We start from the raw sequence: 19,264 nt of genomic DNA, 5'->3' as shown, positions 1-19,264 counted from the left end.
TTCTGGAGTGGGAGAACGGAACAACCGCAACCGTTTAGTACCAGTGGGGAGACTGTGCCTGCCAGAAGTCCCATGCCGCACACGGGCTCCCGTACCGCTCCTCGATGTAGGTGAGACCCCAGGTGATCTGGGTGGTGGGATTCGTACGCCAGTCATCGCCAGCACTCGCCATCTTGTCCGCGGGTAGCGACTGGGGAATCCCATACGCTCCCGAGCTTGGGTTCTCCGCGGTGTGGTCCCAGTTGCTCTCGTTCTCCCACAGGTTGTCCAGGCAGCTCCACTGGTCCTGCCCCCAGCCGTAGTCCCCGAGCATGTCCTGCGCGATCGCCCGGTTCGATCCTGGATCCACCGGACCGAGGTCACCGCCCACGCCAGCGCCGCTCACGCCCGTGTAGAGATACTGTCCTTCCTCTTCCACCAGGCGCACCTCGATCACGCCGCGCGCGCTCTCCAGATCGGAGATCGTTACGCCATCGCAGGTGGTGGCCCCCTCCGAGAAGAAGCTGCCCGAGCACTGCGGCATGTCCACCTCGGCGATGGCCGCCGCGTTGCCCTCGATGGTGCTGAAGTCCTCGTCCTCCTCCGTGCCGTCGCATGCCAGGTCGGACCAGTGCCGGGACCGGTCCTCCTCCAACTCGCGTTGACACAGTGCCCCGCGCACCTCCACCCGCACCACATGGCCGGTACTGCCGAAGCTGTTATCGCTGGCCCGGATGTCGTCCAGGATCGCGTTGTTGCTGCGTGCGTACGCCTCCGCCTGGGCCCGTCCGGCCGCCATGTCGTAGGTGGCGTTGGCGAAGCCGAAGTCCAGGATGCGCTGCGCGGCACGGTCCTTGATGTCGCTCACGGCAGCCAGAGCCGCCGCGTCGGCCGCGGTCTGCGCCTGGGACCGCTGGTCCTGCGCGCCGCCGATCCGGATGAACAACACCGTGAGCGCGAGCAGCGCAAGCGTCAGGCCGAGGATCACGAAAAGCGTGGCGTGACCCCGATCCTCGGCCCGCCGCATCGGGCGCGCTCGCCGCATACTGCTCCAGGGGTGAGAGGGAAGTGGGTCGGCTAGTCGTTCACCGTCTCGGTGCCGCCGCCGTCGTTCTCCGCGCCGCCGCCCTCGCCCCCCAGAGCTTCATTGACTTGGCCTTGGATGTACTGGCTCACCTGCGGCGCCAGGCTCTCGCTCGCCAGCGAGATCACCACGACCGCGATGATGGCGACGATGCCGAATACGACCGCGAGCTCCAGCATGGGGCCGCCGCGGTCATCGCTCAGACCGGCCTGACGGTGGCGGACTCGGTTGATCAGACGGACCATGGCGTCCCCCTTGGGGGTGAAGAGGTGATCGGTGGTCTCCGGAGTTGTTTCACAATCTAGACAGCGGGGGGCGAGGCGAGAAGGGCCGACCAGTCCCAACTTTGTGTGGGCCCCTCCCGCTCCGCCGCGTGCTGGTCACACGGGTCACTCCTGCTCCTGGAGCGCCTCGTTCCACCGTGCGATCGCCTCCGGCCGCTTGGTGACTCCGAGTTTGGCGTACATGTGGTTCACGTGGTTCTTCACCGTCTTCTCCGACAGGGTGAGCTCCTTGGCGATCGCGCCGTTGGTGAGCCCGCGCGCCATCAGCTCCATCACCTCCCGCTCCCGACGGGTCAACCGGAGCAGGTCCACGCCCGTCGGGGCGCTACGGGTGGTGTCCATCAGGGCGCGGACCGCCGTGCCCGACATGGGGGTGCTGCTGCCGTTGGCCGCCGACCGGATCTCGTTCGCGAGCTGGCCGGCGTCGAACTGGCCGTGCACCAGGTAGCCAGCGGCGCCGCGTCGGATCGAGGACCGCACGTTCGCGGGACTGTCACTGTTCGTCAACATGATCACCGTCGCCTGGGCGCTGAGGGTCTCGACCGCGGCCAGTCCGTCCAGCAGGGGCATTCTGATGTCGAGCAACACGACGTCTGGCCGAAGCCTGCGGGTGAGGTCGAGGGCCTCTCGCCCGTTCCGGGCCTCGCCAGCGACGGTGAGGTCCTCCGCCTCGAGCAGTGTGACCAGGCCGGTGCGGACGATGGGGTTGTCATCGGCGATGAGGATGCGGATCTCGGTCATGTGGGAGTTATCCAGTAGGTCGGGGTTGGGGGACGTAGCGCGGCGGGGCCGCGGCGGGGGGCGGGGTTGGCCGGTCATGGCGGGGCCTCGAGCAGCATCAGGGGGATCCGTAACCGGACGACGGTTCCCGAGTTGGGCGAGGAGTCGATGGTGAGGGCCGCGCCGGCGTGCTCGGCCCGTTCGCGCATACCGCGGATCCCGTAGTGGCCCGCCGGTGGGTGCGTGAACCCGAAGCCGCGGCCGTCGTCGGTGACGGACAGTTCCGCGTGCCCGTCGTCGCCACGTAGGGCGATCCGGACCTGTGCCGCGGCCGCGTGACGTTCCACGTTGGTGAGAGCCTCACGCAGGATGGCGAGGGCCTCGTAGCGGGCGATGCCCCCGGGATCGGCGTCCTCGGCCTCGATGGCTGTCTCCACCGGGATACCCGTCTCGCGCGACCACCGTTGTGCGGTGTCCCGGACGGCGTCCGCGAACCGTACGGGTGACTCGCTGCGCAGGCCCTCCAAGAGCTGCCGCGCCTCCATCGCCGCGGTGTCCGCCGCCCGGGCGACCTCGAGGGCCGTCTCCCGCGCCCGCTGGGGGTCCCGAGCGAGCCAGATCGGCAGGGCCTGTGCGGCGAGCGCCGTTCCACGCAGGGTCTTGGCCACCGAGTCGTGCATGTCCCGCGCCAGCCGGGCCCGCTCCTCCGCAGCGGCGGCGGCGCGTTCCGCGTCGCGTCGCCCCGCCTGTTCGGCCGCCAACCGGGCGAAGATCCGACTGAGTCGCAACCCCACATACCCGGCCCCGACGTACATCAGCGGGTGGATCACCACCTCCTGGAACCCCAGCGCGGCCCCCGGGGCGGTGAGCGCCCCCAGGTAGCAGAAGACCTGGAAGGCCGCCACCAGCAGCACGCCGCGCACCGCGAAGATGATCCCCGCGACCGCGGAGGTGAGGACGGTGGCGAAGAAGAACGGGCCCGCCGGCCCGGCGACAGTCAGGATGAAGAAGGCACAGGCGATGTCGCTGGTGACGAGTACGGGGTGGTGCTGGATCTGCGGCGCGACGACCTGCCACTGCCACGCGACCAAGGCCGTCAACAGCGCGTAGGCGATCGCGAGGAGGAGGACGGTGAGGTCGAGTCGCCCGTTGGACAGCAGTAACAGCACCGCCATCGCTGTCAGGGCGATCCGAAGCTGGAGTAAGAGCCGCACCAGCGCCGTCGATCGCGGCAGGCTGTGCGCGGAGGTCAACACGCGTACCCGCTCTCGTCCGAGGGGCGAGGGTTCGGTTGTCGGAGACGTGGTGAGCTGGCCAGCACCTCCACAATCTCTGGTTCGTTGGTGTGGCGGTGGGGTGTGGATCCGGGACAGTGGTCAGCCGAAGAGGGCACTGAAGTTCACCTCCGAGCCGACATAGAGTGCCCCGGCCACCAGAATGAACAGGGCGGGAATCAGCGTCGCCGCGGTGATGGCGGTGATGCGGGGGTTGAGCTGTTGTGCCTTGCGGCGCATGAACTGGGCGTCGGATCGGCGCATGTCCTGACTGATCTCCACCAGAGCCGTCCCCAGTGGGGCGCCGAGCTCCTCGGCCTGCTGGATCGCGGTGACGAACTGCGACAGCGGCTCCACCTTGTTGCGCCGCCGCAAGCCCTCGAACGCCTCCCGTCGACTCGTCCCCAGCTCCATCTGCCGCAGCGCCAGCCGGAACTCCTCCGACAGCACTCCGGGCATGGACACGCACGACCGTTCCAGCGCGGTGCGAAACGACAACCCCGCCGTGACCGTGACCGCCAGCACGTCGAGGAAGTCGGGAAGCTGGGTCTCGATCTCGTCACGCCGTTTGCGCGCCGCCCCGTAGAGGTCGAGGTCGGTGAAGAAGCAGAATCCGACGAACAACAGCCCCAGCAGGGTGCGTTCGGTGAGCAGTAGCACCAGCGCGAGCCCGCCGTAGAGGATGATCTCGCCGGTCTTGCGGGCCACGTAGCGTTCCACCGTGAGCCCGGACGGTCGGCCCGCGCCCTCGATCCGCAAGCGGACCGCGTCGCGCCGTTTGTCGCCCATCTGGTTGAGGAGCGCCGCAGAGAACGGACGCCCCAGCCCCTCGGTGACGTGGTGCATGAAGAACACCCGTGGGGGGCGTTCCCGCTGCGGTGTCGGCAGGCTGGGAGCGGACGGGGTGGGCCCGCCGGTGACCAGGTAGAAGCCGTACACCGCGAGGAGCACCGACGTCGCGGAGCCGAGGCCCAGCCCCAGCGCCATCAGGAATCCCAGGTCCACGGCGCCCCCTAGAACTTGATCCGTGTCACGGAGCGGATGAGGGCGATACCGACCACGGTGAGCGCCATGGAGCCTCCCAGGAGGAGCTGGCCCGGCATCTGGGTGGTCATGGTCTCCAACACGCCGGGGAACACGAGGTTCACCCCGAACAGCGCGGCCACGAAGAACACGACCAACGCCCAGGAGGTCACCGTGGTCTCGCCCAGGATGGTGCGGACCTCACGACGGGTCTCCTTGCGGTTCTCCAACGTCTCGGAGATGTTGCGCAGCGCGGTGACCAGGGACCCACCGGAGCGGGACGCGACGAACAAGGTGCTGGCCAGTACCCCGATCTCGCGGGAGGGCATGCGTGTGCGCAGGTCCTCCAACGCCTTCTCGAAGGGCATTCCCAGCTTCAGCGAGTTGGCCATGTGGCGTAGCTCGGCGCCGGCCGGATCCGCGAGCTCCTCTGAAGCCATGTCGATCGCGGTGGGCAGAGCGAGTCCGGCGGAGGTGGCGTTGGACAGGACCCGTGCCAGGTCCGGCAGTTGCGCGGTGAACTCCTCCCGCCGGCGGCTCTCCTGCTGGCGCAGGTAGGCGAAGAACGTGCCCGAGACGGCGGCGATCGCCAGGATCCCCAGCACCGGTGCCAGGACCTGCCACACCACCACCACGGCCAGCACCGAACCGCCGACGATCCCGGCGACCGCCGTGCCCGCCCGCAGGTCGACGCCGGAGCGTTGGATCCGGCGCTCCAGCCATCGCCCGGCCTCCGTGCTGCGCACCAGGCTGTCGAAACGGGCCAACGGGGTCGTGGCGCGGCGCTCGACCTCGGCGAGGGCGCTGCGGGCCGCGATGACGCGCCGCTGTCGGGCCGCGGCGTAGAACTCCCGTCCCGCCCACAGCGCGAGGGCCACACCCACCACCACGGTGGCGGCGATGAGATAGGGGCCGGTGACGGTGAAAAGATCGGACAGGGTCACCGTGGCACCTCCCCTGGTTGGGTGGTTCCTCCGGTGTGGAACACGTTGGGGACCTGTTCCCCGAAGTGCAGCATGCGCTCGGAGAGGTGATCGGGAAGGGGGAGGTACTGGGCTTGGCCGGTCACCCGCCGGTCGCCCGCCATCCGGTGGGCGCGGAAGGTCATCAGTGGCTGGAGGAGGAACTCCTCGTGGCGGCGGGACGCCACCGCGGCGACCGCCTCGACCCGGCGTGACCCGTCCGGCCACCGGTTGAGGTGGACGATGACGTCCACCGCGTTGTTGATCTGGTCTCGCACTGCCTCGAACGGCATCTGGGTGGTGCCGAAGGTGGCGAGGGTCTGCAACCGGTGGATCGCGTCGTCGGCGGAGTTGGAGTGCACCGTCACCAGCGAACCGTCGTGGCCGGTGTTCATGGCCTGCAACATGTCCAGGGTTTCCTCGCCGCGGACCTCACCGACGATGATCCGGTCGGGCCGCATACGCAGGGCGTTACGGACGAGGTCGCGGATGGCGATCTTCCCGCGCCCCTCGATGTTGGCGGGCCGCGACTCCAGCCGCACCACGTGCTCCTGCAGCAGCGACAGTTCGGCGGAGTCCTCGATGGTGACGATCCGGTCCGTCCCCGGGAGGAAGCCTGACAGGGCGTTGAGGAAGGTGGTCTTTCCGGTGCCGGTCCCGCCCGAGATCACGATGTTGAGGCGAGCGCGTACCATCGCCGCCAGCAACAGGCCGGTCTCGGAGTCCAGCGAGCCCATCTCGACGAGTTCGTCGATGCGGTAGGGCCGGGGGAAGCGGCGGATGGTGAGGATCGGACCGGACAGTGACAGCGGCGGGATGATGACGTTCACGCGTTCCCCGCTGGGCAGCCGGGCGTCCACCATCGGGCTGGACTCGTCCACCCGGCGGTTCACCTGGGCCACGATCCGGTCGATGGTTTGGTAGAGCTGGTGCTCGGAGGCGAACTTGGCCTCCATCCGCTGCACCTGCCCGCGGCGCTCGACGTAGATGTTGTCCGGGCCGTTCACCATGATCTCGGTGATGCTCTCGTCGGCGAGCAGGGGCTCCAGTACGCCCAGGCCCAGAGCTTCGTCCACCACGCGACGGATCAGGTTGCCGCGCTCCCGGTCCGAGAGCACCGGGCCCTCGCGGGACAGGATGTGGCCGACGACCTTCTCCAGCCGGATCCGTCGCTGCGGCATGGTGAGGGTGGTGAGGTCGTCCAGGTTGATCTCGTCCAACAGCCGCTGGCGCCAGTGCTCCACGCTGCCACGGTCGTGGCGCGGATCCGGCGCGTCGCCGTCCATCGCCAGCCGGTCCTTCAGACTCATCGGTCCCCCCAGTTCAGGTCGCGGGCATGTCGACGCGTCGGCTGACGGGGAAGTCGAGGCCGGCGGCGGGGAACAGGAACGGGACATTCGCGGTGACCTCGCCGTAGTAGCCGCCTTCCCCGTCGACCGCGACCGTGACCTCCTCCGGGGCGACCCACTCGGGCAGTGACCTCTCCGCGGCGGCCCGCGCGGTCTCCACGCCGTCCGTGCTGGCGAGCCGAGCGCCCAGCCCCGCGGCGCTGTGCATCCGCTCCATGGCCACGAACGTCAGGAATGTCTCGAGCGCGACGACCACCACCAGCAGCAGGATCGGCAGATAAGCGGCGAACTCCAGGAACTGCGATCCACGGTCGTCACGCGCGTGGCGCCGTGCCCTGAGCCGGAGCCGTCGCTGGGGCGCGGGGCTCCGCTGGTGGTGGTTGGTGGTGTGGCGTGGGATCGTGTCGCCCCCTTGGTGGGGCTCCAGGGTGTGGTCGGACCTGGTGGTGCGGTCGGCGTCGGGATGCTGATCGCGACATACCGGTACGCCGCCCGTCCCGTGTACCGGTACACGGGGCCGGCCGCGATGGGGGGACGCGGCACTCTTCCTGTGGGTGCGAATGGCGTGGAGTGGGTTCATCGTGCCCCCTCGGCGGTGTCACCGCCCGCGCCCTGGGGCACCACGCGCGATTCACCCGTGACGTCCCAGGGCCCGGTCGTACCTGGCAGCACGACCGGCATCGCGATGCTCACCGCCACGTACTGGCCGTCGGTCCGGTCCTCGACCTCGACCGTGAAGGTGTCCTCCTGGTCCCACGGCGACATGACCCGCTTGGTCGCCTCCTCCACGATGCGTTCGTGGTCGTCGGGGGTGAGCGCGGCCTGGCGGGCGCCCTCGTTGGCGGCGTGCCCCGCGTACATTCCCGTGAGTCCGATCAGCAGCACCTGCCACACCAGCAGGAGCATCAGGAGCAGCAGCGGGGTGAGGGAGGCGAGCTCCAGCAGGGTGCCGCCCCGGTCGTCGATCCGCCGGTTGCCACCGCTGAGGAAGGACTCGGCCTCCCTGCCGAAGTGGTTCGTGGTGCCGACCTGGGTCGGCCGCTGCCCGTTCTGAGTGGCTGCGCCACTGGCACCGACCAGCCCCAACTCGCCCAGGACACGCGCGTGTGCCTTGCGTTGGGAGTCGTCGGTCATTCGGCTCGGGTCGCCGGTGTTGGCGGCCTCCTCGTAGGCGCGGAAGTTGGCGGGTACGGCGGTGCGCAGCAGGGTGGTGCCCAGGAGTTTGCGGGCGAGGTCGGGTTGGATCTCGTTGCGGCGGTGTTGGCGCACCATGAGCGCGGACACGTCCTTCTTCTGCCGCACGTGCAGCCGTTCCCACAGGGTGGTGAGGCGTTGGGCGCCGCGCAGGGCGGGTAGGTCCGGCGTGAGGATGACGACGGACCGGTCCGCCAGCTCCACCGCCGCGGTCGAGGCGTCGGTGGACTGTGCGCCGCAGTCGACGATGGTGAGGTCGTAGCGGGAGCGCAGGCTCGCCAGGATCTGCCGGGTGGCGCGTTCCCCCACCTCCTCGCCTCGCTCGCCCTCCGGGGGGGCCAGGAGGATGTGGGGTCCGGCGGGGTGCACGTACAGGGTGTCGGCGAGCATCGCGGCGCTGATGGTGTCGCCGGCCTCGACCAGGTCGACGATCCCGCGCCGGTGCTTGAGGTCGAGGAACGCCGGCAGGTCGCCCGTCTGTAGGTCCAGGTCGACGAGGCAGACGGTGCCGCCGGCCTGGGCTGCGTTGAGCGCCAGGTGCACCGCGGTCGTCGTTACTCCGACTCCGCCCTTGGCCCCGCTCAGGGTGAGGATCGCGCCACGGCGCCCGCTGGTGGGGGACTCCTCCGCCGAACTCGACTCGATCCGGCTGCGAAGGCTGCGTGACCACTCGGCCGCGGTCGTGACGCGGGTCCGTAGTTCCTCCAGGGTGGCGTCGGCGGCGAGCACGCCCCGCGCCCCGGCCTCCATCGCGCTGGTGTAGGTCTCGGGCAGCACCTCTGGGGCGATGAGGATGATCGCCAACTGCGGGTAGTGGACCGAGAGGTCGCGGATGAGGTCGAACACCGGCAGCGGTCCGAGGTCGGCGTGAATGAGCACGACGTCGAGGACCGGGAGTTCGGCTACGGCGTCGGACACCTCACGGGACGAGCGCAGGGTGCTGACGACCTCGCACTCCGAGACCTCGTCGAAGCGAAGCAGCAGCGACGACTCCAGCTCGGCGTTGGGGGTCGCGACCAGCGCACGAAAGCTCATGCGTCCTCGTCCTCGTTGGTGTCGGCGGGGGTGGGGGTGGGTGGGGCCTCGCCGGGGTCGAACGGGACCGGTGCCTTCGTGGCGCGGGCGGTATGGGGCATGGGGGCGGCGTCGCGGCGGGGCTGTGGGGAGGACTCAACCTCGAGGGCGCGGCCGGCGATCAGCGCGGAGGGACTCATGCGTCCTCGTCCTCCTCGTCCGTCGCGGTCTCCTCGTCGGTGGGGGTCGCGTCGTCCGGCAGCTCGTCCTCGTCGAGTTCGGGCAGCGGGTCCGTGCCCGGTCCGTGGTCCCCGGCTGCGTCGAAGTCCTGCTCGTCGGTGTCGGCGCAGTAGCGGTCCTCACCGGGGTCGCCGCTGCCCTGCGGACTCACCAGGCCCAGACGCAGTGTGCCCATGAAGCCCTCGGCGTAGGTGAGCCGCAGGGTGTCCTGGGGGGTCAGCTTGAACGTGACCGGGACGACGCCCTGGGCGAGACCGGTGTCGGCGTCGGTCTCACTGACGAGCTCGCCGATCTCCAGGACGGTCTGTTGGGTGAGGATGCGCACCGCGCACGGCGGACCGTCCTCCGAGCCCTGCTGCAGTCCGTACACGTCCACGACCGCGCCGCGGTCGATCTTGCCGGCGACCCCGGTCTCGGCGTTCACCATGATGGCGATCTCGCGCTCCCCCTCACCGAGGTCGGGCGCGAAGTCCAGCATGTTCTCCTGCAGCATGGTCCCCTCGTTGAGGAAGACCGTGGAGACCGGGAGCTGCCCGGCCTGCGGCGCGAGGTCCTCCGGGGAGGACAGGAAGACGTCATGGTCACCGAAGCCCGCGGCCGGGACCTCGTCGACCTCGATCATCTCCTCGGTGATCTCCTCGAACGGCGGCACGTCCGCGGTCATCCGCAGCACCGGCACGGTTCCGCCCAGTTCCTGGCGCAGGTTGTTGGTGTAGCTGACCACCAGGGATGCCACGGCGACGGCGCAAATGGCCGCGAGGATCATCAGTACGACACCGCGTCGTTGGCGTGGGTTCATCGCGATCCGGTCTCCGGCGGTAGGGGCGTGGGGTCGGGTAGGGGATCGTCAGTGGGCTCGGTGGGGGGTGGCGCGCCACGGACGGCGATCTCCGCGGGCCGCATCGGCTCGGAGCGGAACTGGCCGCTCGGCGCCATGAGGGGCAGGCCCCCGGGGTCGGTGGAGCGCTCCACGCGGTCCGAGCGCTCGGGGCGCCGTGCGGGGTGTGCCGCGACGCCCGCGGTGGTGGGAGCTGGAGCTGGCGGAAGAACGCCGGACTCCGCGGGGACCGCGGTCCGGCGCGGTCCGGACGTGGCCGGACGAGGCGCCGGTTGCGGGGTGGCGGAGCCACAGAAGGGACAGCTCTGTGCGCTCGTGGGCTCCCTGCACCAGCGGCACAACGTCGCCCGCACGTTGTGCACGGCCTGGGTGAGCGCTGACGGATGGGCGCTGAGCGCCACGAACTCCAGGTACTTGGCGGTGCCGAAGAAGTCCGCGCCCAAGGGCTGCTCGGGCAGGGTCCGCACCGAGATGGGGCGCAGCGCCGGTCGGATCCGGTCGTCGAACGCCGTGGTGTCCACGTTCGACGGCGAGGACAGCAGGACCTGCACGGGCTCCACCGGGCGGAACGGGATCCCCGCGGTGGCGTCCTCGTTACGTACCCGTACCACGCGCGGTTCCGGAGCGCACACCGCCAGGAAGGCCGCTCCGGGGGAGTAGGACCCGAGGTGCTGCCCGAACGAGGTGGGCAAGGTGGCGAGCTTGGTGACCGACCGCAGCCACCCACCGCTGACGAGGTGCCTGGGCAGCTCCCGTGTGACCGAGGCGATCATGCCGGCGGGCAGGTAGGGGGCCAGATAGGCGAGCTGGTCGGCGAGCAGGGACAGGGTGAGGGGGGAGGCGTTGAGCCCGATGGCCGCGATGTGGTCCGATCCCAACGCGCCACGGGCGAACCGGACCGCGCGCAGCGCGGTCGTCGCCCGCCACTCGGGATAGAGCGCGAGGACCTTGTGGCCGGCCTCGACCGAGGACCGGGCGAAATCGATGAATTCCGCGCATCGCATGGCGAGGTCGGAACCCGCCAACGTGAAGCGGTGCGCCTGTGCGTCGCCGAGATGTCCTGTGCCAGGTATGTCGGCAAGCAGAGCGACCGCGCACTGGGACCGTGGTCGGGCGGCGGTCACTGCGCTTGGTCTCCTGGGGGCAGAGTGAGGCGGTTGATCTGTTTCGGTTATTGCTGAGTGACTGGTCAGTAATTGGGCCTACGGCGCATCGTAGCGAATCCGGCATAGTGGTGTAAGGGTGTGCCCGGGGCCTGGGGAAAAACAGCCATCGGTCAACAATGATCGTTTTCCGGTTCGAGAAAGTTGATCTTGATGTGAGTGGCGGGTGTTGCTGATGGTGTTAATGTCCGTTTTCTGGGTTTTGATCTTCGGTGGTTAGCCGTCAGGTGGCGGGTCAACGCAGTGGCTGGCTCCCGCTGTCGCCTGGAGAACTTCGTCGCGGCCCTCGAGGAAGTTGAGCCAGTGCGCGCCTAGTCGCCGCGCGTGTTGTCGTGGACACTCTGAGCCGCGTGACCAATCGCGGCTGATGGCGAATCGGAGACTGGCCCGCGATATCGCCTGCTCCGGACTCTGAGGGGAGCGGTGTGGTGTCAGGTGCGATATCCGAGCATGGAGCAATGAAGCTGGTGAGCGCTGGCCTCCTCGGTGTGCGGTGCTCATTTCCCGCGATGGTTTCCTGCTGGCCGGGAGTTGGCGCGACATCCACGCCAGGGTGTCGTGGGCGCTGTGGCCGCCGGGGTGAGGTCGCTTCGTTCCAGGTCAAAGCGATGGTTGCTCATTGGGTTCACGGAGGCGACAGGGGGGTGATCTATCCCGTCGAGGGCTGGAGCGTGGAATGCGTGGGCAGGGTGATTCGTGGATTCTTCGAGTCTGAATACGATGAGAATTCTGTTCGGTCGATGTATTGTCTGGGGCCGCTGAAAGCATTTCTCCCGGTCGCCGGAATTGCTCGGTACGTATCACACCGAGCGCAATTCGTGAGTCCCGAAAAAATCGTGACCCGTTGACACGGGCCGACCGCTGTGGGGACGGGGGTCGCCTCGTCCGGCTCGCTGCGGCGTCGGCTCACTGGGGCAGACGCAGTGATTCGATCAGTAGCCGTATGCCGTTGATCGCGTCGTGTTCACGCGTGGTGCGGTCGGCTTCCTCCGCGTCGGCCACCCAGCGAGAGGCGTCCACGGCCGCTCCGTTGATGAGAACGGCGAGTGCCAGGGCTGAGGGCTCGGAGTTCACCAGGCCCGCGGCCTGGGCTTGTTCGGTGAACACGGCGATCGAATGAACGCATGCCGCTGTGGAGGTTTGGACGGCGGCGGGCAGCACGGCGGGAGCGTCGTTGAAGAGGATCTGCTGGACGTCGGGCGTCTGGGTGAGGCGAATGTAGGCCTCACAGCGCAGTCGTAGGGCGGTGAGGGGGTCGGGTTCGGCAGCCGAGATCGCCGCCAGTCGGGCGTCGATCTCGGTGTCCACGGATGTGACGACGGCGGAGAGAAGCCCGCTCTTGCCTCCGAAGTGGTGGTAGAGGGCGCCCCGTGTCAGATCCACGGATGCCGTGAGGTCATCCATGGAAGTCGCGGCGTACCCAGCGCTGCCGAAGAAGCGTCGACCGGCCTCGACCAGTCGGGTGTGTGTCTCGTCCAGCATCTGTGTCCGTGTGCGTCGTCGCATGACACCTCCCACACCAAACCTAATTGACATACGCGGCGTATGCGAATTACCGTCCCATTGACATACGTCGCGTATGTCAATGAATCAAGCAGAGGAGACAGCATGATGGGGCGGTACGCGCGACTCTTCGCGCGTCGGGGAACAGTGCCGATGACAACGGCCGGAGTGTTGGCGCGGATGCCCCTTTCGATGGTGGGAGTCGGCGTGATCACGATGATCGCGACGACACACGGGAGCTATGCCCTCGCTGGAACGGTCGCCGGGGTCTACGCGCTCGTCACTGCGTTAGTGACGCCGCAGGTAGCCCGGTTGGTCGACCGCTATGGTCAGCGTCGCGTCGTCCTGCCGGTCGCCGTGGTCAGCTCGCTGGGACTGCTAGCGCTGTTAACATCCTCCGCGCTGGGCGGCCACGAGAGTCTGCTTTTGGCGTTCGCCGCGTTGGCGGGAGTCACCCCCAGTGCGCCGGCGCTGGTGCGGTCGCGGTGGAGCTATCTCCTCAAGGAGTCCGACGACGTTCACACGGCGTACTCCTGGGAGACCGTCGTGGACGAGGTGTGCTTCATCGTGGGGCCGCCAGTCTCGATCGGCCTCAGCGTGATGCTCTTCCCCCAGGCTGGGCCGATCCTGGCGGGGCTCCTCCTACTTCTTGGTGCCCTGTGGCTGGTGACACAACGCGGAACGGAGCCTCCTGTCGCCGTGTCGAAGTCGGAGTCACTCCTCACGCGGCGTGCGACCGGCGTGCTCAGTACTTTGACGGACCGAACCGTGCGCACCGTCGTCGTAGTCATGGTCGCGTTGGGAGTCATCATCGGAACGGTCGACGTCGTCTCGGTTGCCTTCGCTGAGCATCAGGGCAACGTCGCGCTCGCCAGTGTTGTCCTCTCCGTCTACGCAGTGGGCTCCTGCCTCTCGGGCTTCGTCTTCGGCAGCCGGACGCTGACCCGCCCCATCGGTGGGCTGCTGCGCGTGGGCATGTCCGCAACGGCGTTGGCGACGATTCCGCTGCTCATTGTCGGTGACATCGCCGTGTTGTCCGCCACGGTCTTTGTAGCCGGACTGTTCTTCGCGCCGACGATGATCATGGCCGCCCAACTCATCGAGAAGAACGTGCCCTCACGTTCCCTCACGGAAGCCCTCACCTGGTCCACCGCCGGACTCGGATTGGGGGTCGCTCTCGGGCCGGCCATCGCCGGTCCTCTCGTCGACCTTCACGGTGCCAGCTTCGGTTTCTGGGTCGCGGTGGGCGCCGGTGCGGTCCTCTTGACCATGGCCCTGACCACCGGGGCATCCCTACGGGAGCGGCCGCCGGGGGAGACGCCGATGAGGATGCCGTCCACCTCACGGTGAAGTCGCCCCAAGTGTTCTCCGCCTACGGGTTCGCCCCAACGGCCAGGGGGTGTGGTGTCGAAGCTCATGTCTCGTGGAGGTAGGGAAACGCGGGTCTCGATGTAGTCGGTGATTCGGAGGTCAGGGGCTGTGGCGTGGGACGGCTGGTGGTGAACCCAGGGGAGGAGGCACCGAGGCCTCGGCGATATGATGATTTCATCATGCCATTCAGTCACAGCGAGCGCCCGCTGTACGAGGTGAAAGCGGGACTGTTCAAGGGTCTGTCCCACCCGTTCCGGGTGCGGGTGCTGGAGATCCTCGCCGACGGTGAGGATCACACCGTGTCCGAGCTACTGGCCGACACCGGGCTCGAGGCGTCCCACCTGTCGCAGCACCTCTCCGTGCTACGGCGTCACCGCCTGGTGGTCTCCGAACGCCGGGGAAGTCACGTCTACTACCGGCTCGCCTGGCCGGAGGTCGCCGACTTCCTGGTAGCGGCGCGCCACCTGCTGGTGCGCATGGTGGCCAGCGACGGCGAACGTCTCTCCGACGTGTCCGGCCTGCCGGAGCTCGCCGACTGATGAAGCGGATCCCCTCGCAGCTCCTCCATCTCCTCCCGCGGCGCCGCGACTACCACGGATTGCGCCGCACCTGGCGGTCCGACCTGCTCGCCGGCCTGACCGTCGCCATCGTCGCGCTCCCACTGGCGCTCGGCTTCGGTATCTCCTCCGGCGCGGGCGCCGAGGCCGGCCTGATCACGGCGATCGTCGCCGGTGTCGTCGCTGCCGTGTTCGGTGGCTCCAACGTGCAGGTCTCGGGCCCCACCGGCGCAATGGTCGTGGTGTTGGCCCCGATCGTGGCCACCCACGGCGTCGCGGCGGTCGCCCTCGTGTCCGTCCTCGCGGGCGCGATCGTGCTCCTGGCCGGGGTGCTCCGGCTGGGACGCTCGGTTTCGTTCATTCCGTGGCCGGTGATCGAGGGCTTCACCCTCGGGATCGGCGTGATCATCTTCCTGCAGCAGGTGCCCGCCCTGAGCGGAGCGGAGGATAACGGCGCCGGCCACACCAACGTCGTCGTCACGGCCGCGCGGTCACTCGCCGACGCGGACCGCCGCTACCTGGTGTGGGCCCTGGGAGCCGTCGTCATCGTCGCGGCCTGCATGGTGCTGCTGCCCCGGCTCCACCGTGCCATCCCCGGCTCCCTGCTCGGGATCGCCATCGTCAGTGGGCTGGCCCTTGTTCTCCCCACCCCGCTCGCCGTGATCGGGGAGCTCCCCGGCGAACTGCCCGCGCCCCATCTCCCGCTCTTCGACCAGGCCGTGCTGATCAGCCTGCTCTTGCCCGCGGTCACCGTCGCGGCCCTCGCCGGTATCGAGTCACTGCTCTCGGCACGGGTGGCCGCGTCCATGGCTGACACCGGCCGTTACGACCCTGACCGGGAGCTCGTGGGCCAGGGAATGGCGTCCGTCGCCGCGGGCCTGTTCGGCGGAATGCCCGCGACCGGTGCGATCGCCCGCACGGCGGTGGGCGTGCGGTCGGGGGCCCGGACACGGTTGGCCGCCGCGAGCCACGCGGTGATCCTTCTCGTCATCGTGATGGCCGTCGCCGGCCCGGTCGGCCATATCCCCCTCGCCGCCCTCTCCGGCGTGTTGATGGTGACCGCGATCCGCATGATCGATCTCCGTACGGCGTGGTCCATCCTGCGCTCCACTCGTGCCGACGCGACCGCCTTCGTCGTCACCGCCATCATCACCGTCTCGGTGGACCTCATCATCGCCGTGATGATCGGGCTGCTCGTCGCCGGCGTGTTCGCGCTGCGCGGGCTGGCCCGGTCGAGCACGGTCGAACGCGAGGAACTCCCGGGCGCGCCGCGACCCGACGACGACCGCATCGCGTTGCTGCGTCTGGACGGCCCGTTGTTCTTCGCGCCGGCGGACCGGATCCAGGAAGTGGTCACCGACGTGGACAGTGTCTCGGTGGTGATCCTGCGGATGTCGCGGGTCCAACTTCTCGACGCGACCGGAGCACGCGCCCTGGCCGAGATCGTCCAACGCTGTGAGGCCCGCGGTGTGACCGTCCTGATCAAGGGAGTGCGGGACGGCCACGCCGCGTTGCTTCACCGGGTGGGAACCCTGGACGCCCTGCGTCACCAGAACCACCTGTTCACCGACCTCCCGGCCGCGGTCGCCCACGCCCGTTCGCACACGGCGCGCGAACGGGACGCGGCGGCGACGGTCGGGGTGTGACTCGGAGCGCACGGAAGCGGGGATCGCGGAGGGACCGGGGCCGAGCCCCCGAGTTGGTTCAGGTCAGGTGGTCGAAGTCGCCGCGCGTCCACCTGATGTAGCGCTGGCCTGATTGGTCAACGATGGTCTTGGCGTCGCCGTCGATCGTCTTGGCGAGGTTGTCGTAGAGCCGACCGTAGGCGTAGGCGTCGATGGTGCGCAGGATCCGATCCACCACACCGGGGGACAGCGGGATCCGGTTGGGATAGCTGCGCATGAACGTCACTGAGGAGCGGTCCGGGTTGGCCTGGATCGAGTCCGAGGCCAGCAGCACTCCCGCGCCGTCGGCACCCTCACTCCAGTGCACCACGCCGCTGCCAGGGAAGTGTCCTCCTACCTGCACCATCGTGACGCCAGGCAACACCTCGAACGCCCCGGACCAGGGCCGGATCACGGGGTCCGGGCGGGCCACCCACCCCATGTCGGCTGCGGCGACGTAGACCGGTACCCCACCGAACGCCCGGCTCCACTCGACCTGGGTGCCGAACATGTGTGGGTGGCTCGCCGCGATCGCGCTGATCCCGCCGAGTTCTCGGATCTGTGCCACCGCGTGGTCGTCCACGTATCCCACGACGTCCCACAGCAGGTTGCCGTCGGGGGTGCGGACCAGCAGGCCCTGTTGGCCGATGCCGATCTTCGGAGCGACCGTGACGCCGAACAGGTTCGGCTCCAGCTCCGCCACCTCGACGCGGTGCCCCGCCGTCGTGAGCGTCTCCAGGGTGGCCCAGTGCTGTCCGGTCGCGGGTACCCACTGCCGTTCGTCCGCGCAGATCGCGCACACCTCGACAGGGGTGGAGTGCTCGACGCCGCAGGTCTGACAGATCACCATGCCGTGTTCCTCTCGTCCGGCCGGTCCATCCTGGCGGGAACCGGCGACACGGGTCTCGCCAGCATCCACCGTGTCCCGGTGGACGGTCCACTGTTTTGTTCCCCGATCCGCCGTGCCGCGCCCGGCCCCGCCCGAACCAACCGGGCGGGTGTCGGCCGGGGTCACCCAACCGTGAGGCGGTCACGTGTCCCGGCGCTCGCGTGCCTTGGTGATCGCGGCCGCGGCGAGGTGGACGCCGCCGGCCACCACGGGGAACCAGGCGAACGACGCCGCGCTCGTTCGGGTGGGAAGGTTCCGTTTCCGTAGCTGGCGCCACGCCCAGTAGGAGTAGGGGGCGACCACGAGGGGAGCGGTCACCAGCCCCGGGGTGTAGCGTCGCAGCGCCACCGCTTGGGCGACGTGCGTCAGGGAGTGCAGGCCGAAACCCACGAGCACGGTCTGGAAGAACGGCGATCTTCCGCCGGTCCGGGCTCCGGCCGCCGACGCCGCGGTGACCACCCCTGCCATCAGGCCAATGGCCGTGTTTACGTGCGCCTGGTCGAGTTCGGGGAGAGGGACGTCGTCCCGCTGGGTGAACCGCGCCATCGTGGCGAGTTCCTCCACGTCGTGCACCACCCACGCCGCCAACAGGCCCCAGGTCACGGTCCACGGCAGATTTGATTTACGTGTCGTCATGTAAACATAATAGGCGCGAAGTCGGTCCTTTGGGGGAGCGGGAGGTCAAGCGATGACAGGTGAACGGCCGCGTGGAAGACCCCGGCTCGAACGCACCAACGACGCGATCGTCGCCGCGACTCTGGAGATCCTCGTGGAGGTCGGGTTCGCGGGGCTCACCATCGAGGGTGTGGCAGGCCGGGCCGGCGTGAGCAGACCCACGGTGTATCGGCGTGCCGCCAGCAAGGAGGCCCTCGTGGTGGACGCGCTCGACGCCTCGGTGCCCATCATCGTCCCGGACACGGACGGCGCCACGCTGACCGAGATCACCCGCACGGTTCGCCGCACCATCGACGACCTCGGAACCTCGGCCATGGGCGGGGCCACGGTCGCGGTCCTCGCCGCGAGCGCGGCCAATCCCACGCTCGCCTCGATGCTGCGGGAGCGCTATCTCGCCCCCCGACTGGGCGCGATCATGGACATGGTCGAAGCGGGCACCCGCTCCGGCTCGGTGCGGGCCGACCTCTCTCCTGCCCTCGTCCGGGACCTCCTGATCGGCCCTCTCGTCTACCGGTGGCTCGTGTCCGGCGCACCCATGTCCGGCCACGAGGCCGCACAACTGTCCAGCGCCATCACTGACGTCCTACGCCCCCGGGAGAGCGGATCCGGTCGATGATCCTCGTCCAGTTGTCGGCGCCGAATCCGTCGGCGATCGTGTTCCGGTAGTGCGTATGGATCGCCTTCGGGAGCACGGTGTCGATTCCGGCGGACTCGCTCGCGGCGAGGACGTGATCGGCGGAGGCCGCCATCATGGTCACGGTGCTCAGGTCGCCCGGGTGCTCTCCGGAATCGAACATGGCACCCGGCGATCCGGTCCCGTCGCCGAACACGAAGGGAACCCCTCGAACCGTCTCGACCAGCTCCGCGAGCGCGTCGGTGGCGGAGAAACCAGCGGTGCCCATCAATGCCGTGGCGTGTGTGAGCGCCGCGATGGTGGACAGGAACACGTCGAGATGTGCCTGGTACATGAGCTGGGCGAGACCGGGGTCCGCACCGAGATAGCGCGGAGTTCCGATCCGTGCCAGCGCGACGCGGTGCTGATCCAGGACGTGACGCGGCCCGCTGTAGTAGACAAAGGCCTCGTCGGTCCCGACCGTGGGCGCGCTCGCCATCACCCCACCGGTCAGGAACGTAGCCCCGTGGTGCGTCGCCCAGCGAGCCGCCTCGCGAGTGCGGTCGGGCGTGTCCGAGCTCAGGTTCACGACAGCGCGACCGTCGAGAGAGCTCTCCGACCCCGCGAGGATGTCATACATCGCCCGATAGTCGGTCAAGCTCAGGATGACCAGCTCACTGGCCGCCAGCGCCTCGGCCGGCGTCGCCGCGAGGACCGCGCCGTCGGCGACGAACGGGTCAGCGCGACGCGGACTCCGGTTCCACAGCGTGACCCGATACTCCCCGTCCAGGAGGCGTCGAGTGATCGCCTGCCCCATCGGCCCCAAGCCGATCACTGTTACCGCAGAGGCGCTGGAACGCATGGGTGC

General features: G+C 68.9%; 20 protein-coding genes. 4 read left to right on the top strand and 16 right to left on the bottom strand.

Translation table 11 applies throughout. The features are described 5' to 3' along the window. Positions 1-34: 34 nt before the first annotated feature. The 13 genes from J4H86_RS27600 to J4H86_RS08660 form a co-directional block, all read right to left on the bottom strand. On the bottom strand, positions 35-1,024 hold the full coding sequence (locus tag J4H86_RS27600) for an aggregation-promoting factor C-terminal-like domain-containing protein (RefSeq protein ID WP_394356466.1): 990 nt from the start codon (positions 1,022-1,024) through the stop codon (positions 35-37). Positions 1,025-1,056: 32 nt separating this feature from the next. Further along, positions 1,057-1,308: a hypothetical protein gene (locus tag J4H86_RS08715; protein WP_236542996.1), complete on the bottom strand. Its 252-nt coding sequence runs from the start codon at positions 1,306-1,308 to the stop codon at positions 1,057-1,059. A 144-nt stretch (positions 1,309-1,452) separates the two neighbouring features. Beyond that, on the bottom strand, positions 1,453-2,088 hold the full coding sequence (locus J4H86_RS08710) for a response regulator (RefSeq protein ID WP_236542995.1): 636 nt from the start codon (positions 2,086-2,088) through the stop codon (positions 1,453-1,455). 74 nt (positions 2,089-2,162) lie between these two features. Continuing rightward, positions 2,163-3,320, bottom strand: coding sequence for a sensor histidine kinase (locus J4H86_RS08705; RefSeq protein WP_236542994.1), 1,158 nt, complete (start codon positions 3,318-3,320; stop codon positions 2,163-2,165). Positions 3,321-3,443: 123 nt separating this feature from the next. Continuing rightward, positions 3,444-4,346, bottom strand: coding sequence for a type II secretion system F family protein (locus tag J4H86_RS08700; RefSeq protein ID WP_394356465.1), 903 nt, complete (start codon positions 4,344-4,346; stop codon positions 3,444-3,446). Positions 4,347-4,354: 8 nt separating this feature from the next. Continuing rightward, a complete protein-coding gene (locus tag J4H86_RS08695) occupies positions 4,355-5,302 on the bottom strand; it encodes a type II secretion system F family protein (protein WP_236543956.1) in 948 nt (315 codons plus the stop codon). Between the two features lie 2 nt (positions 5,303-5,304). Further along, the gene (locus J4H86_RS08690) at positions 5,305-6,636 is read right to left on the bottom strand and encodes a CpaF family protein (RefSeq protein WP_236542993.1); all 1,332 of its coding nucleotides are present in this window, start codon (positions 6,634-6,636) and stop codon (positions 5,305-5,307) included. 13 nt (positions 6,637-6,649) lie between these two features. Further along, positions 6,650-7,255 carry a hypothetical protein gene (locus J4H86_RS08685; RefSeq protein ID WP_236542992.1) on the bottom strand — a complete coding sequence of 202 codons (606 nt, stop codon included), beginning with the start codon at positions 7,253-7,255 and terminating at the stop codon, positions 6,650-6,652. Next, positions 7,252-8,904, bottom strand: a complete 1,653-nt coding sequence (locus tag J4H86_RS08680; protein WP_236542991.1) for an AAA family ATPase — start codon at positions 8,902-8,904, stop codon at positions 7,252-7,254. The genes J4H86_RS08685 and J4H86_RS08680 overlap by 4 nt, the downstream gene beginning before the upstream one ends. Next, complete coding sequence (locus J4H86_RS08675; RefSeq protein WP_236542990.1) at positions 8,901-9,083, bottom strand: hypothetical protein; 183 nt, start codon at positions 9,081-9,083, stop codon at positions 8,901-8,903. Before J4H86_RS08675 ends, J4H86_RS08680 begins: the two co-directional genes overlap by 4 nt. Continuing rightward, complete coding sequence (cpaB, locus tag J4H86_RS08670) at positions 9,080-9,922, bottom strand: Flp pilus assembly protein CpaB (protein WP_236542989.1); 843 nt, start codon at positions 9,920-9,922, stop codon at positions 9,080-9,082. The genes J4H86_RS08675 and cpaB overlap by 4 nt, the downstream gene beginning before the upstream one ends. Then, a complete protein-coding gene (locus J4H86_RS08665; protein WP_236542988.1) occupies positions 9,919-11,085 on the bottom strand; it encodes a hypothetical protein in 1,167 nt (388 codons plus the stop codon). Before J4H86_RS08665 ends, cpaB begins: the two co-directional genes overlap by 4 nt. A gap of 945 nt (positions 11,086-12,030) precedes the next feature. Then, positions 12,031-12,630, bottom strand: coding sequence for a TetR/AcrR family transcriptional regulator (locus tag J4H86_RS08660; protein ID WP_236542987.1), 600 nt, complete (start codon positions 12,628-12,630; stop codon positions 12,031-12,033). 102 nt (positions 12,631-12,732) lie between these two features. Between J4H86_RS08660 and J4H86_RS08655 the strand changes: the two genes are divergently transcribed. The 3 genes from J4H86_RS08655 (at position 12,733) to J4H86_RS08645 (ending at position 16,201) form a co-directional block, all read left to right on the top strand. Then, a complete protein-coding gene (locus tag J4H86_RS08655) occupies positions 12,733-13,977 on the top strand; it encodes an MFS transporter (protein ID WP_236542986.1) in 1,245 nt (414 codons plus the stop codon). 200 nt (positions 13,978-14,177) lie between these two features. Then, entirely contained in the window at positions 14,178-14,537 is a 360-nt protein-coding gene (locus J4H86_RS08650) for an ArsR/SmtB family transcription factor (protein ID WP_236542985.1), read from the top strand. After that, positions 14,537-16,201, top strand: coding sequence for a SulP family inorganic anion transporter (locus tag J4H86_RS08645; protein WP_236542984.1), 1,665 nt, complete (start codon positions 14,537-14,539; stop codon positions 16,199-16,201). The genes J4H86_RS08650 and J4H86_RS08645 overlap by 1 nt, the downstream gene beginning before the upstream one ends. A gap of 58 nt (positions 16,202-16,259) precedes the next feature. Here the strand turns inward: J4H86_RS08645 and J4H86_RS08640 are convergent, their stop codons facing one another. Both J4H86_RS08640 and J4H86_RS08635 read right to left on the bottom strand, forming a co-directional pair. Further along, positions 16,260-17,069, bottom strand: a complete 810-nt coding sequence (locus J4H86_RS08640; protein WP_236542983.1) for an MBL fold metallo-hydrolase — start codon at positions 17,067-17,069, stop codon at positions 16,260-16,262. Positions 17,070-17,249: 180 nt separating this feature from the next. Beyond that, complete coding sequence (locus J4H86_RS08635; protein ID WP_236542982.1) at positions 17,250-17,744, bottom strand: HXXEE domain-containing protein; 495 nt, start codon at positions 17,742-17,744, stop codon at positions 17,250-17,252. Between the two features lie 52 nt (positions 17,745-17,796). On the opposite strand from J4H86_RS08635, the gene J4H86_RS08630 reads away from it, so the two are divergent. After that, entirely contained in the window at positions 17,797-18,399 is a 603-nt protein-coding gene (locus J4H86_RS08630; protein ID WP_236542981.1) for a TetR/AcrR family transcriptional regulator, read from the top strand. Here the strand turns inward: J4H86_RS08630 and J4H86_RS08625 are convergent. Next, entirely contained in the window at positions 18,356-19,258 is a 903-nt protein-coding gene (locus J4H86_RS08625; RefSeq protein ID WP_236542980.1) for an NAD(P)-dependent oxidoreductase, read from the bottom strand. The two genes, J4H86_RS08630 and J4H86_RS08625, sit on opposite strands and share 44 nt — an antisense overlap. Positions 19,259-19,264 lie beyond the last annotated feature (6 nt).

This window comes from Spiractinospora alimapuensis, from assembly GCF_018437505.1.
GTDB lineage: Bacteria > Actinomycetota > Actinomycetes > Streptosporangiales > Streptosporangiaceae > Spiractinospora > Spiractinospora alimapuensis.
The sequence above is the reverse complement of the archived record's forward strand: the minus strand, read 5'-3'. Positions and strand labels throughout refer to the sequence as shown.